Below are 14,702 nucleotides of genomic sequence, written 5' to 3' on the forward strand. Positions count from 1 at the left end.
CATTAGGGGTAGCCTACTACCCCCCTCGCGACATAAATGCCGCCACGGAGGTAGCATACTACCAAGGTCGGGGCATAATGCCGCCAACACTTGGAACCATGCCTAAAGCAAGCAAGCTTGTGGTTGTATGCTTAGGACTAACAATATTAGTCCCAAAATATAAAGTGCTTTATATTCTATTGTTTTAATACCCAAGTTGTGCAGTTAAGCAAACCACCCTCTAATGCTACATCATTATAGTTTATTGTCTCGATAATCCTATCAGGGAAGGTTGCTTTCATAACGTTAATGGCTTTCTCGTCTTCTTCCTTTCTACCAAAGACTGGCATAACAATTAAATTGTTTACCTCTAAATAGTTAACATATACGCCAATTGCACTATATGGATGTTTGGGGTCTTTCTTGTCAATAAAGAAAGGCATCTCGATATATTGCAAGTTAAAATCATTAATGGCTTTTTGCACTTCTTCCTTTATGTATTGGTATTCATTTGCCAAACAATTACCGATAATAGTATTGCGGTCAACAAATCTAACCATACCGTCTGCGTGACCTGTTAAATCGTCTTCTTTAGATCTATATGCAGGAATGATTATTATTTCACATTCCAACAAATCTGCCAATTTAGATTTAAGCGTTTCTGCATCGGAAAGTAGATTCTGCGTGGGTAAATAGATTGTAACTTATTGATTACTAGATGGTTATAACGGTTTGTTAGAGTATTTTAACAAATACAATAACTATCTAATTATCAGCTATTTGCAAAAATCTGCAAATAAAAATTATCACATTCTGCGGTAGAAAGTACGAAAAATGGGGGTAAAAATCTGCAAATATCCGATACTCATTTTGAGGGTAGTTGTCACCTAATATTTGCAGATTTTTGTAGATGTTTGCATTGCACCGATTTCATTATATTATCATGCCTGCACTAAAGCAGGTTTTGATAATATGATATACAACAACAAGAAACACTTCTACGATCCATACGATAGTTTGGACGCAGAATGGAAAGCAAGAATCTCTCATGAGATGCTTTCTGTAAGAGAAGCGGCTAATCTCTCTGGATTCAGTCGCCAGTACATTAACAAACTCATTGCAAACGGCATCATTGATGCAAAAAAGAACAACGATGGGAACTATGTGATAGCATGGATAAAGATCATCAGATGGTTCTCGGCTCTTCCAACCACACCAACCTCCCCTATCGGTTATGCCAGTTACTCTTTGAAAGAGCTGATGCGCTACACGGGCATGAGCAGATGCTGGTTACTTAAGTTTGCGACACGTAATTCTATTCCTTCATACTATGTTGGTATGTATCGTCGTTTCTGCAAGTCAGCCTGTGAAGAAGCATGGAAACGTGAATCTATAGCACTGAAGCGTTGGCTTATCATTGAAGAAGCCTGCGCACTCTTCGATATTGATGAGGAAGTCATCTTTGCTCTTGCCGCCCTACATAAGATAAGAGTGAAAAGACTGAATAAAAGCCAGGTTTATAATAAGGCAGATATACTGTCCGTCGTGAAGAAAGGAGGTAAATTATGTCACGAGTGATTCTAAAGTACAGAAATATTTCACAGGGTAAAATGAAATCCATCTACCTGGAGTTTAATCCTGCTATTCATGACATCAAGGGCAATAGCATAAGATACGAATGCTTGAATTTGGAAATATACACCAATCCGGAGAATAGCTATCAGTTCAAGCACAACAGATCCGTAGAGGAGATTGCAGAAACAATTAGATGTGAAAGGTATCTGCAGCTGGTTCGTCACGACTACAGTTTCTTGGCTAAGGCCAGGCTTGACGAGGACTTTTTAGAGTATTTCAGATTGAATGGTGATTGTCATGGTGCAAAATATCAAAGCAGCCGACTTCATTTTGAGAGATTTTGTAAGGGACAATGCAAGTTTAGGGACATCAATGCGAGCCTATGCGAACGGTTCCGTCTTTACCTGCTTCGTACCAAGGGGCTGCAGCACACCAAGAAAAAGCTATCCAAGAACTCTGCAAGTGCATATTTCAATGCATTCCTTAGCATTGTCCATTTTGCCTATAGGGACAATATTCTTTCTGAAGACTACACCACATGCATAGAAAAGATAAAATGGAACCATGACATTCCAAAGGAATATCTTTCTAGTGCGGAAATCAAGCAGTTAGCAAGTACACCATATGCTGATAATCCAGATGTGTACAGGGCTGGCATGTTTTCCATCTATACTGGATTAAGAAGGAGTGACATCCTTGCTCTCAGATGGGAAAATATACATCATGACCGTGGAAGAAAAGCGTATATCAGGTTCCGTATCAAGAAAACGGGCACTTTGATTCAATTGCCCTTGTCTCTTCCAGCCATCAGAGTGTTAGGTGAATCGAAATCAGAAGGAAAGATATTCCCCATGATTACAGAAAGCATTCTTGTAACTCATGTTGATCGATGGATTAGCAAGGCAAAAATCCGCAAGCACATCACCTTCCACTGTTTCCGGCACACATTCGCCATGCAGCTGTTGGACAAAGGTGTTGACATTTACACCATTGCTGCTCTTCTCGGGCATCGGCAGGTGTCAAGCACACAGAACTACGCCAAGATGACTTCGAAGAAAATGATTGAAGCAATCGTGAAAATGGAATAGTACAATTCAGAACAATATAAATTCGGCGGTAATTTTAGTTTACTGCCGATTATATAGTTCATATATAAAGAACTACTCGAACGTTGGTTGAAGACTCTGACGGTACTCGCTGGGTGACTGACCAAGATGCTTTGTGCAGTAGCGGCTGAAGTAAGAAAGAGTAGTGAAATTCATAAGTTATGCTATCTGGGTGAGGGACAGGCGCTCATCATTCAGATATTCTTTTAATATAGGTACGGTGTGTCGGTCGATGTATGAGGTGACACTGTGTCCTGTCACGCGCTTGATGGTGGCCGAGAGATACTTTGGCGATACGTTTAGTCGCTCTGCGTAGTAGCTCACATCGCGCTCTGTGCGGCTGATGCCGGTGGAGAGAAGTGCCATGAGCTGCTTGACGATGTAGGCTGTCCGGTCAGTATGCGAGTCTGTGGATTCTCGTTGGGCATGGGCATCGAAGATGTCGTACATCATCGTAAGGCAGAGGCTGCCCATCAGGTTGCTGTCGAGGAATAATCGAAAGATGCTGAAAACGGACAAATTGAGTGCAACTCTTTGTGAGAACAGGGGTTGCACCCAATCTTTTTGAATCATTATTTCAAAAGAAATCGACGGTATGAGAAGTTTGCAACTGAGTTGCAAGTGAAATGTCGTATCTTTGCAGCGCAAATTGATATTATATCATAATTAAATGTGATGAAACCGTTATTGCTGCTGTTGTCCATATCTGTTTTATTGCTGTCTGTCATACCATGTAATTGGGATGACATGACAGAGCATTTGGATGCAGTACAGTGCCATCAGATGCATAGAAATGACGGCTCTCATCATGATCACACTTCATGTCCAGAAGGGCATTGCTGTTGCTCGCCTTTCTCCAGTTGTTGCGGATGCGCAAACGTCGTCAAGGCGAAAAAAGTGACGGAAATGTGCTTGAAGCCCTTATCTTGCCACAAGGTCTTCACTCCTTATTCCAATGGATATGTGCATACGGTTTATGCATCTATCTGGCAACCGCCTCAATAGTATCAATTCCATCTTTTAGTGTATTATTGACCTGCGGTCAATATAGTTTACTTTATAGAATTGATACTAAATATAAGTTATGTTTCAACGTATCATCAAGTTCTCTATTGAGAACAAATTGGTGGTCGGGGTATTTACCTGTGCATTGGTGGCGTGGGGCCTATGGTCCTTGCTTCATCTGCCTTTCGATGCCACACCCGACATCACCAACAATCAGGTGCAGATTATCGTGACGTCTCAATCTACTGGTGCTGAGGAGATGGAGCGTAACGTCACTACACCTATCGAAATGGCATTAGCCAATATTCCAGAAGTAAAAGAGCGGAGGAGCATCAGCCGTAGCGGAATGGCGGTTATCACGATGGTCTTCAACGACGCAACTGACAACTATTGGGCGCGTGAACTGATAGACCAGCAGTTGGGGGGCGTCAAGGAAAAACTGCCTGATGACGTGGATGTGGAACTGGCACCCATCTCTACCGGTTTGGGTGAAATATACCATTATACCATCCGTGCCGAGAAGGGGTATGAGGATAAATACTCGCTCACCGACCTGCGTACCATTCAAGATTGGATTGTGAGAAAACAGTTGTCGGGTACGCCAGGTATTGCCGAGGTCAGTGGCTGGGGCGGTTATGTGAAGCAATATGAGGTGGATATAAACCTGGAGCGCCTCAATGCCATGGGCGTGACGATTGCCGAACTCTATACTGCCCTGAACGAGAACAATGAAAATACTGGCGGCGGTTACATAGAGCGTCTTTCCAATCAGTATTATATTCGAGGCCTCGGATTGGTGAAGACGTTGGATGACATTGAGAAAATCGTGGTGAAGACCCAGGGCGGTGTGCCCGTTCTGGTGGGTGATGTGGCGAAGGTGCACTTCGGACATGCAACACGCTACGGTGCCGTGACCCGTAATGGTGAAGGCGAGGTAGTGGCTGGTATCACGCTGATGTTGAGGGGCGAGAATTTTCAGGAAGTCATCAAAAATGTGAAGTCACGCATTGCCGATATTCAGAAGAGTCTTCCCAAGGGTGTTGTCATTGAGCCATTTATTGACCGCACCTTGTTGGTAGACCGTGTTACTAACACCATTGCACGCAATCTGATGGAGGGTGGACTCATTGTCATCTTCATTCTCATCTTTTTCTTGGGAAACTATAGAGCCGGACTTGTTGTGGCTTCGGTCATCCCGTTGTCGATGCTGTTTGCCTTCGGTATGATGCGCGTGTTTGATGTCAGCGGCAACCTGATGAGTCTTGGTGCCATCGACTTTGGTATGATTGTTGACGGTGCCATCATCATCGTAGAAGCCGTGGTGGCGAGGATAGCTTCCCAGGATGACACACAAATCCGTAATTTCGACAATCTGGTGTATGAATCGTCGAGTAGGATACGTAAGTCGGCTGCCTTCGGAGAGATGATCATCATGATTGTCTATTTGCCGATGATGACCTTGGTGGGTATCGAGGGAAAGATGTTCCGTCCCATGGCTATGACCATTTTCTTTGCCATCCTCGGCGCCTTTATTCTCTCGCTTACATATGTCCCGATGATGTCGGCTGTATTCTTGAAGCGGAAAACCACCAACAAGGTCATGCTGCGTTTGGAGCACGCCACGACGTCACTCAGTGCGCGTATGATGGCCCGGCTGCAATCATGGTATCTGCCTCTGGTGGATAAATGCATAAATCACGGCAGGGGTGTCATTGTCGGTATGATGGCACTCTTTGGGGCCTCGCTGTTCCTGATGAGTCGGCTTGGAGCTGAATTTGTACCCACGCTCGAAGAAGGAGATTTCGCTGTAGAATTGAGTATGGCGCAGGGCACGTCGCTCACCCAAATGGTGGAGACCTGTACAAAGGCGGAACAGATTCTGAAACAGGAGTTCCCCGAAATCAAACAGGTGGTGACGCGCATCGGTTCTGCAGAAATACCCACCGACCCGATGCCCGTGGAACGCGCCGACATGCTTGTCGCCCTGAAACCAAAAGCAGAGTGGACTTCTGCCGAGACGAAAAATGATTTGCAGGAAAAAATGGAAGAAGCCCTTGGTGTGATTCCAGGTCTTGATGTGGAGATGTCGCAGCCTATCCAGATGCGTAATAACGAGTTGATTACTGGTATTCGTCAGGATGTCGCGGTGAAAATCTACGGTGGTGATACGGAGGTGTTAGCGGACCTGGCCGACAGGGTGGAGCGCCTTATCAAGGATGTTGAAGGCGTGGGTAGCCTGTTTGTGGAAAAGGTAAATGGACTGCCGCAACTGCAAGTGGAATACAACCGTCAGATGTTGGCCAAGTATGGTATTTCTATCCGTCAGGCCAACGATGTGCTGCAGTCGGCTTTCGCAGGAAAAATAGCAGGGAGCGTGACGGAGGAGAATCGTCAGTTTGACATTGTGCTCCGCATCCACAATGACGGACGTGATGCCCTTTCCAATTTTGAGGAACTATTCGTACCCTCACCGTCTGGCATTTCCGTTCCCATGCGCCAGTTGGCCACCATCAGTTATAAGGAGGCTCCGGCGCAAATCTCTCACGAGGATGGGGAGCGCAGTATCTTTGTAGGATTCAACGTGAAGGGGCGGGATGTCAGTTCCACGGTCATGGATATCCAGCAGATTCTTGACGACCGTCTGGAGATGCCTGCCGGATACCACTATGCCTTCGGGGGTGAGTTCGAGAATCTGCAGAGCGCCACAGACCGGTTGATGGTTGCCATTCCCGTGGCTCTCGTGTTGATTCTGCTATTGCTTTATGCCACTTTGAAGAGTGTGCGTGAGACGCTATACGTTGCATCGGCTATTCCGCTTTCAGCCATTGGCGGTATCGTTGCCTTGTGGCTTCGCGGCATGCCAATGAGTATCTCGGCAGGAATCGGCTTTATTGCCTTGTTCGGTGTTGCCGTACTCAATGGTATAGTACTCGTGGGACAGTTCAATGCCTTGCAACATCATGGTGTCACGGATGTCCGTCAGCGCATACTCGAAGGATGCGAACACCGTCTGCGCCCAGTTGTCATAACGGCATTGGTAGCTTCTTTTGGTTTCCTGCCCATGGCCCTCTCCACCAGTGATGGAGCCGAAGTACAGCGTCCGTTGGCCACCGTCGTTATTGGCGGTCTGCTCACAGCCACGGTTCTTACGCTCTTCGTGATTCCTACCATTTACAAGACTTTTACGAAAAAAACGGAAGCAAATTCACATCAAACAGAAAATGAAAAGAATATATAGTACCTTATTAATATTGATCTGTTGCCTGTCGTCAGTGGATGCACAGTCGCTGGCGAAGTGCATCGAGATTGCCCGTGCCAACAACATGGGCGTGAAGGTGGCCGACCTGCAAGTGCAGCGGGCAAAACGAATGGAAGGCTCCTATTTCGAGCTGGATCGGACGGAGTTGTTGCTGTCGCAGGACCCGACATCGGGCGGCAGTCCCGACAATGCACTGACGCTCTCGCAGAAGATTGATTTCCCGACCGTTTACGGCAAGCGGCGGAAACTGCTGAAAGCCGAAACTTTGGTTGAAGAAAGCCGGCATCAACTTACGGAAAGTGAACTTACGAGGGATGTTTCCGTGGCTTATAGTCAGCTGCTCTTTTGGCAGCATGTCGAAGCGCTGCTTTGCGGAAACGACTCCGTGCTGGGTGAGTTTGTCAGGACGGCAGACATCCGATATAAAAACGGTGAGACCAACCGCCTGGAACTGATGAACGCCCAGCAGATGAAGGCAGAGAATGGTATCAGACTGCGTGAGGCTCAGGATGAGAAAACGGCTGCCGCCATACAGTTGCAGCAGTTGATGAACACCTCGGAAACAGTTGTTGCCACAGACGGTTATCTGTGTGTGCAGCCTGTGGACGATGCCTGGTCGTTTGCCGCTACCCCGCAGGGACAACTATTGGAGAGTGAGCAGATGCGCAGTGAAAGTGAACTGAACTACATCCGCCAGGGAATGATGCCATCATTCAACGTTGGAATCCGTCATCAGTTGGTCATTTCAGGTATCAACCCCTACAACGTGGACAGGTCGCGCTTCGACAAGGGTAACTGGATGGGCTTTGAAGTCGGGGTGGCCTTCCCGCTTTTCTACGGCTCCCAGAAGGCTCGTAAATCTGCTGCAAAACTGGATGTGGATATCGCACGCACAAGAAAGGAACAGGCAGAGCGCAAGAGCGGTTCCGAACTGCTGATTGCCAAGAATGCCTTGGAGAGTGCCAGACGCTCATACGACTATTATCAGAGCGATGGCTTTCCTGCCGCCAAGGAGATGCGTCGCCTGTCGCGTATCGAATATGGAGCCGGAGAGATTACCTACGTGGAACACGTGCAAAACCTGTCGGCGGCACTTGCCGTTGAGATGGATAATGCCAAGGCCATCGATGCGTTGAATCAAGCCATCATCAAACTGAATTTTATCAAAGGAAAGTAATTATTAACGATTAAGAAGATGAAGATAATAATATATTCTATGATCGCCCTGTCGCTGCTGACCGTTTCTTGCAAGAACGAAGTGAAGCAGGCAGAGGAAGAAAAAGAGTCGCATGAAGAGAATGTCGTTGAATTGACCGAACAGCAATTGAATACCATCGGTGTCAAGTTCGGGCATGTAGAGCAACGCCAACTTTCGGGCACCATCAATGCCACGGGAACTTTGAGACTTTCTCCGCAAGACCGTGCGGATGTCACCTCTTTGGTTGCTGGCATCACCAAGCGCATCCTGGTGAAAGAAGGACAGGCTGTAAGGCAGGGACAGACGCTGGCCTTAGTGGAGAACACCGAGATTGTGGCTCTACAGAAAGACTATCTCGTTGCTTCCCGGCAATTATCGCTGGCACGGCAGGCCTTGCAGCGTCAGCAGGATATTCATGAACAAGGGGCTGGTGTGGGTAAAAACCTGCAACAGGCCAAGGCCGAATTTGACATGGCCAGCGTCACCGAGCAAGGCTTGCGCCTTCAGTTGGAACAACTGGGTATCAGCAGTCGTCAGGTGGCGCAAGGGCATTTCTCGAATGCTGCTCCCGTACGTTCACCCATCTCGGGCGTGGTGGGCGAGATATTGGTAAGTATGGGAAGTTATCTCGACAGCGAGACCGTGCTGATGAAGGTCTATGACAACAAAGCCCTCCATGCCGACCTCCATGTCTTTGAAAGCGACATCGCCAGCATCCACATCGGCCAGAAGGTCACCATGCAACTCTCCGACCAGTCCTCAACACTCCTCACGGGCACTGTCTCGTTCGTTACCGCAGCCTTGGACAATGAGTCGAAGTCGGCTTCTGTTCATGTCAAACTCGACAGCGCGGAAGGGGCAAAACTCTTGCCCAATATGTTCGTTTCGGCAGTCATCCACTGTGACGAACAGACCTGCGATGCCGTGCCCGATGAAGCCATTGTGATGAGTGCCAATCGCAAGTTCGTATTTGTCAGTCTTGGTTCCAACCGTTTCCGGAAACAGGAAGTCGTCACGGGATTCAGCCAGCAAGGCTACACGCAAATCACATTCACCGACAGCGTGTCTCCTTCCTCCGAAATTGTCATAGCCAAGGCCTTTTATCTGGAGTCTATGTTGGCCGACCACGGTGAGGAGGAATAAGTAAATACCATTGTTATGGTATTGCACAAATGCTAAGAAAGGTGTACTTTTGCAATTGATGATACGAATTGTCACATACGAGCCGCAATACAAGCAGGACTTTATCCAACTGAACAAGCAGTGGATAGAGACCTGGTTCAGACTGGAGCAGTCTGATCTTGACACATTTGCACATATCGATGACAACATCATCGGACATGGTGGGCAGATATTTCTGGCTATAGACGAAAGCAGACAGGTTGTGGGTTGCTGTGCGCTGAAACCGCATCCTGAATCTGACTGTCACGAGCTGGCAAAGATGGCAGTCTCTCCAGATGCACAGGGAAAAGGCATCGGTCGCCAACTGGGCGAGGCATTATTAGACTATGCCCGCAGTCATGATGTAAAACGAATCTTTCTCGAAGGCAACACCCGCTTGGAAGCCTCCATTGCTCTTTATCGCAAATTGGGATTCAAGGAGATACTGCTGAAGAATAATGCCTACGAACGTTGTGATATACTGATGGAACTGTGTCTGGAGAATAAAACAGCGACCATCAGACCGATAGAACAGGAAGATCAGAAGCCGCTTGCCCGTGTGATACGTTCTGTGTTCGAGGAATATGGAGCACCATTGGTGAACACCGTCTATGATGATTCCCGCACATGGCATATATGGAAATCCTTGCAGGATGTGAATGCCGGATATTGGGTCATCAACGAAGATAGTGAGGTGATGGGGGGCTGTGGTTTCTATCCAACAGAAGGCTTGCCTGAAGGATATGTAGAACTGGTAAAATTCTATCTTTCCCCGAAAGTTCGTGGGAAGGGGTATGGCTCAAAACTTTTCTCACTGGTCATCAATGAAGCACGGAAAGCAGGCTATACACATCTCTACATTGAGTCTTTCCCGGAGTTTGCCGATGCAGTGAAGATGTATGCCCGTCATGGTTTTGTGAAACTGCCTTCTCGCCTTGGTCATTCAGGCCATACGGCAACTACAATTCACATGGTATTATCTCTATGACAAACTTCGAAACATTATCAAAACTTTTGATAATGTTGCTTGATTTGCCATAATCTCGATGTTTTTAATTTCCTTACTGTAGATTTCTCAACTTTCGGGAGTGATTAGAAATTATGTTGCTTCACAAGGTGTTGTGACCATCAGCACAAGGTTATGGCTCCAAATACAACCCAGATAGTGTGGAGAATTTGAGCCATACCACGGATCACATTGGGTAGATGAAGGAACAACAGTTACCTTTGCAACCTAATTTCATCTACTCCAGAAAGTAGAAACATACATTTTTCTTTTCACGCGCATACGCGCACGATGTCAACATTGTGGAAAGTTTTTTCTGCCGTCCAAAAGAAAAAGAGAAAGTATAAAATGGATTGAACTTGGCACGGTTTAGTTTATTTGCATTTAATATATCCATAACCTAAACTAAACTTTTTTCCGCCAAATAATATAATAAACGGACTCTGATTGACAGAATGAAGAGTGCCGAAGGACAAAAAGGGACAGATAACTACTCAATAGTGTCCCCCGAGGGACAGATTTCGTAAAATGCTACAAAGGGACAAAAATAGTGTCAACACTTTTTAACAAGCCAATTTTGAGTTATAAAATACGCCCATTTTTCGTCTGATTATAAATATATACAAAGAACTGCAAAGATAAATGTACCTAAAGGGACAGAAATTGGAAGTCGCTCTTCACTCGCTTCTCAGCGAATACAAAAATGTGCAAGAATCCGTGTTAACGAATGTGAATATACAAAGAACTGGAAAAACGTCTTTGCAGATGTTTGTATATTTTATTTTTGACGGCAGCTTCATTTGCAGATTTTTGTATATTTTCCGTCCCTCCTCCGTCCCTCGGCATAGTATCTGTCCCCTGCAATTGGAGGCATATACACTGATTATCAACGACTTATATTTGCAGATTTTACATTCTGCGTCGATACCTGGATTCTCAGAATAGATTCTATCTGTTAGTATGGCTCTATCTTCACAGATTAAGACATTTCCTCCATCTATATTAATGTTAGAGAATTCAGGAGTAAAGCCGTTTTCCTATCCGGAAGTGGAAGAGGAAGGAGAGGATTACTTGAATGTTGCGGAGAAAGAAACATAAAAATCTGCATAATCTTGAATAAAAGTTTGATTTTTCGCAGATTATTCTTATATTTGCAATGTGAACAGCTAATTATCGTTCAATATCTGTGCCTATGGAAGAATTTATTCACGACCAATATACACTAAAAGCAATAGAACTTGTTAGGGAAGGGCAAAGTTTTTTCATTACAGGTAAAGCAGGAACGGGTAAGACCAGACTTCTGGGAGAAATCGTCAGAGAATGTCGAGCTCGCGGAAAGAACATTGCTGTGGCTGCACCTACGGGAATAGCAGCTAAAAATGCGGAAGGGCAAACCTTGCATTCCTTGTTTGGATTGAAAACCATCACTTTTATTCCCGGTAAAACCCGTAGTTGGTACCACCTTGACACTGCAAAAGAGAGAATAATCAGGAAGTTGGACATCCTTATCATAGATGAAATAAGCATGGTAAGATGCGATGTTCTCGATATGGTGGATCAAACATTGAAAAAGGTCAGATGGAGCGGCAGCGCCTTCGGCGGTGTCCAGGTTATATTTTTTGGCGACCTGTTCCAACTTCCACCAGTGGTTGAAGATGATGATGAAGAACTGCTGTATTCCCACTATGAAAAAGATAATCCATATTTCTTTTCGTCCGACGTTATTAGGAAACGCCCATTGCCGTTACTTGAATTAAAAAAAGTACACAGACAGAAAAACGAAAGATTTGTACGCATCTTGAATAATATCCGTGAGGGTAAAAGCCTATCTTCTGATATAGAGGCAATAAACAGAAGATATAAAGCCGACTACGAGCCTTCAAATTCTGAACCCGCTGTATATTTACGAACCAGGAAATATAATGTTTGGAAACACAATGATAACAAGCTAAAGGAATTACCCGGTGAAAGATTTACGAGTAAAGCTGACATAGATGGCTATTTCCCCAAAAGGCTCTTTCCTGCAGACGAAGAATTAGCATTGAAAGTAGGCGCAAAGGTTATGCTTCTGCGCAACGACAATGATGGCTATGAATATGTGAATGGCACTTTGGGGATTGTCAAAAGTATATACGGTGGAGTCGTAAGGGTCATTACACAAGAAGGAAAACTGATAAGTGTGGAGAAATCTGCATGGACGCTATACAAGTATGAATACGACGAGAGAAACAAGATTATAAAGCCCTATCCTGTCGGCACATTTACACAATATCCTATTAAGTTGGCCTGGGCTGTTACAATCCACAAAAGCCAAGGGTTGACCTTTGACAAGGTCATTATTGATGCGCATCGATCATTTGCCTCAGGTCAGGTATATGTGGCATTAAGTCGTTGTCGCTCACTGAAAGGTATTGTTTTAACGTCAAAAATCTCTAAGGATGATATCAAGTTAGATCCGATTATTGTCGGCTACATGAAGACTGTCGAAAAGATTATGCCTGATTTGGTACTCCAAAGTCAAGAATTGAAAGAGGTTTTCCTCTTTGATGACAATGGTAAGACAATCACAGGCATTGTAAGTGAGTTCTATGGGCCAATCGAAATCCCCGAAGGAGTAGAAAAAATAGCAGATAATGCTTTCAAAGATAATACGGGAATCACAGAAGTGATTTGCCCAGAATCGCTACGAGAAATCGGTGAAAACGCGTTCAAAGGCTGTATCAATCTGCAAAAGATAGAATTCAACGAAGGCTTGGATAGCATAGATATGGGGGCATTTGTCGATACAGGACTAAAAGGAGTTGTTCTTCCTTCAACACTTTCATACACCTTTAATTCTTTTGAGTGTAGAATGAGAGTCAATGAACTCAATGAATATTTTTCTGATATTGATGGAGTACTTTACAACGAAGATGCTACAAAGCTCATTCTCCATCCCAGAAAGATAAAACTGAAAATAATTGAGATACCAGATTCCGTTACTTCTATAGATGCATATGCTTTTGAAAATAACGAAGCAGAAGAGATAATCATTCCGAAAGATATCGATGTATTAGATGACGCTGTCTTTTCTGGTTGTACTAATTTGAAAACCCTGACAATAAAAGCCGACTATCCGGATTTCATAGACATAAAGGATGATACATTTGAAGAGTTCGAGGTAGAGAATTGCGTTCTCCGGGTTCCCTTTGATTCTTTGTCGGGATATATGAAGGATGAGAGATTCAAAGATTTCAAATATATTACAGCCATTGAGGGAAGCCGTTCCCTGCGGTATGATGAAAACGGAACTGAGATTACAGGATACGACGATGACGGCTCAGAAGATATTATTATCCCTGAAGGAGTCACCAGCATAAAGGAGGAAGCTTTCTGCGATAATGAGGATATCGTAAGCGTAGTTTTTCCTGAGTCCCTTGAGACTATTCACCACTCAGCATTTTCCGGATGTTCAAACCTTTCTGATATAGAGTTAAAGAGTGGATTAGAGACTATAAAATGGGATGCTTTTAAAGGTACGGCACTTCCTGAGGTAAATATACCAGACACTGTAAAAGAAATAGATTGTACGGCTTTCTCATGTAAAATTGAGGTTGATGCGCAGAATGTGGATTATTGTGCTTACGACGGAGTGCTCTATTCTTTCAATGAATCAAAGCTGGTCATCTATCCTTCAGACAAAACCGATGATGAGTTTATTGTACCGGAAACAGTCTCTATAATCCATCATTTTGCCTTTGAAGATTCTTCTCTACAATCTCTCTATATCCATAAGGATGTAGATGAAATAGGTCAGGCCTTCATCGGAGGTTGCGAAAAGCTGACAAAACTAACCATCGACATTGAAGACCCGGCTTCTATCCAGTTTCATGAGAAAACTTTTGCGAATTTCAGCAAAAAACAATGTACGCTATACGTTCCTTATGGATGCCGCCAGAAATACTTGTCTAACGAGTTGTTCCAGAATTTCAAGAGCATTAAGGAATTACAATCTGAAGATGCCTATGTAACGGGACAATTTTTTGAGTCGCTCCCAAGTTATTCATATAGCGAGAGCAAACCGTTCTGCCTTGTTGATGGCAAATATCGTTTCTATATTGTTTCAACAAATGACGGATTCTTCCTGCGTAAGGTAGGCGTTGGCTACTATTTCCTTTCAGATCATGTCAGAAGGGATAAGACAGGGGCCATCTGGGTTCATAACAAAAAAGAGAAGGCCGCCAGTTACGACTTCAGTTACACCACCGATAAAGAGACAAGAACAAAAGTCGGGCATTTCGACGAGAATTACATCAAGAAAGCATTAATATATAAAGACTATCAATCTGGGAGAACTTTTACGATTGATTTAATGTAGAAGTGTTTAAAAGGCCCAAACAAGACGCAATTGACAGGTACATATAGGATATAAAG

Annotated in this window: 10 protein-coding genes; 7 read left to right on the top strand and 3 right to left on the bottom strand. The window is 44.6% G+C overall.

The window, feature by feature from the left end; genetic code table 11:
- Positions 1-176: 176 nt before the first annotated feature.
- On the bottom strand, positions 177-677 hold the full coding sequence (locus tag BLR73_RS13150; protein ID WP_091862765.1) for an agmatine deiminase family protein: 501 nt from the start codon (positions 675-677) through the stop codon (positions 177-179).
- Positions 678-951: 274 nt separating this feature from the next.
- On the opposite strand from BLR73_RS13150, the gene BLR73_RS13155 reads away from it, so the two are divergent.
- Entirely contained in the window at positions 952-1,557 is a 606-nt protein-coding gene (locus BLR73_RS13155; RefSeq protein WP_028912869.1) for a hypothetical protein, read from the top strand.
- Positions 1,545-2,642: a tyrosine-type recombinase/integrase gene (locus BLR73_RS13160; RefSeq protein ID WP_028912868.1), complete on the top strand. Its 1,098-nt coding sequence runs from the start codon at positions 1,545-1,547 to the stop codon at positions 2,640-2,642. Before BLR73_RS13155 ends, BLR73_RS13160 begins: the two co-directional genes overlap by 13 nt.
- 72 nt (positions 2,643-2,714) lie before the next feature.
- Here the strand turns inward: BLR73_RS13160 and BLR73_RS14790 are convergent, their stop codons facing one another.
- Positions 2,715-2,816: a helix-turn-helix domain-containing protein gene (locus BLR73_RS14790; protein WP_218124128.1), complete on the bottom strand. Its 102-nt coding sequence runs from the start codon at positions 2,814-2,816 to the stop codon at positions 2,715-2,717.
- 3 nt (positions 2,817-2,819) lie between these two features.
- The gene (locus BLR73_RS13165) at positions 2,820-3,134 is read right to left on the bottom strand and encodes a helix-turn-helix domain-containing protein (protein ID WP_176763696.1); all 315 of its coding nucleotides are present in this window, start codon (positions 3,132-3,134) and stop codon (positions 2,820-2,822) included.
- Positions 3,135-3,744: 610 nt separating this feature from the next.
- Between BLR73_RS13165 and BLR73_RS13170 the strand changes: the two genes are divergently transcribed.
- The 5 genes from BLR73_RS13170 to BLR73_RS13190 all read left to right on the top strand — a co-directional run bounded on the left by BLR73_RS13170 (position 3,745) and on the right by BLR73_RS13190 (position 14,646).
- The gene (locus BLR73_RS13170) at positions 3,745-6,903 is read left to right on the top strand and encodes an efflux RND transporter permease subunit (protein WP_081772794.1); all 3,159 of its coding nucleotides are present in this window, start codon (positions 3,745-3,747) and stop codon (positions 6,901-6,903) included.
- Positions 6,887-8,101 (top strand): TolC family protein, encoded by a 1,215-nt coding sequence (locus BLR73_RS13175; protein ID WP_081772793.1) that lies wholly within the window; start codon positions 6,887-6,889, stop codon positions 8,099-8,101. The genes BLR73_RS13170 and BLR73_RS13175 overlap by 17 nt, the downstream gene beginning before the upstream one ends.
- Positions 8,102-8,119: 18 nt before the next feature.
- Complete coding sequence (locus BLR73_RS13180) at positions 8,120-9,265, top strand: efflux RND transporter periplasmic adaptor subunit (protein ID WP_081772792.1); 1,146 nt, start codon at positions 8,120-8,122, stop codon at positions 9,263-9,265.
- 58 nt (positions 9,266-9,323) lie between these two features.
- Positions 9,324-10,271 carry a GNAT family N-acetyltransferase gene (locus BLR73_RS14640; RefSeq protein ID WP_231488156.1) on the top strand — a complete coding sequence of 316 codons (948 nt, stop codon included), beginning with the start codon at positions 9,324-9,326 and terminating at the stop codon, positions 10,269-10,271.
- Positions 10,272-11,481: 1,210 nt separating this feature from the next.
- Positions 11,482-14,646: a leucine-rich repeat protein gene (locus BLR73_RS13190; RefSeq protein ID WP_143010962.1), complete on the top strand. Its 3,165-nt coding sequence runs from the start codon at positions 11,482-11,484 to the stop codon at positions 14,644-14,646.
- Positions 14,647-14,702: the final 56 nt, after the last annotated feature.

Origin of the sequence: Prevotella sp. khp1, from assembly GCF_900102205.1 — a bacterium.
Lineage (GTDB): Bacteria > Bacteroidota > Bacteroidia > Bacteroidales > Bacteroidaceae > Prevotella > Prevotella ruminicola.